1 protein-coding gene is annotated in these 860 nt (G+C 64.0%); it reads left to right on the forward strand.

The annotated features are described in order from the left end of the window. The coding region (locus tag NQ012_RS12820; protein WP_257067962.1) for a hemagglutinin repeat-containing protein at positions 1–860 on the forward strand (860 nt) is incomplete at both ends.

Here is an 860-nt window from a genome sequence, read left to right on the forward strand (position 1 = left end):
GTCAACACCGGCATCGGCGCCTACCGCACCGCCCAAAGCGCACAGGAAGCCTACCAAAGCATACAGAGCGGCAGCGGCTTCAAACCCACCGTTACCATCACCTACGGCGAACAGCGCAATACCGCCGGACAACACAACAGCGGCAACCGCCTCACCCCCGGCAGCATACAGGCAGGCGGGCAGGTCTACCTCAACGCCGCCGGCGCAGGCCAAGGTTCCACCCTCACCGTTACCGGCAGCGACATCGCCGGCAAACAAGGCACCACCCTTAAAGCAGAAGGCAACATTACCCTGCAGTCGGCCGCCGAACAACAGCAGCAACACAACCGCAGCCGCGAAGCCGGCTTCAACGCCGGCGTCGCCCTCAGCTTCGACGGCGGCTTAAGCCTGGGCGTTACCGCCGGCGGCAACTACGGCCAAGGCAGAGGAGCAGGAGAGCGCACACAACACCGCCACAGCCGAATCGGCAGCAGCCAAAGCCGCACCGAAATCCAAAGCGGCGGCCACACCGCCGTTCACGGCGCCCAAGTGGCGGGCAGCGGCATCGGCCTCGAGAGCCGCAGCCTCAGCATAGTCAGCCCGCAGGACACCGCCGCATACGACGGCAAAAACTACCGCATCGAAGCCCAAGTAACCGCCGGCTACGGCTTCAGCGCCTCAGGCAGCGCCGAATACGGCAGCATCGGTGCCGACCACCGCAGTACCACCCTGCAAAGCGGGCTGTTTGCCGGCGACGACGGCTTCCAAGCGAACATCAAAGAACACACCGACTTAAAAGGCGGTATCATCACCGCCACCGAAGCCGCCGAACAAAACGGCAGAAACCGCTTTCAGACGGCCACCCTCAGCCACAGCGATAT

Source organism: Neisseria dentiae (genome assembly GCF_024580525.1).
Lineage (GTDB): Bacteria > Pseudomonadota > Gammaproteobacteria > Burkholderiales > Neisseriaceae > Neisseria > Neisseria dentiae_A.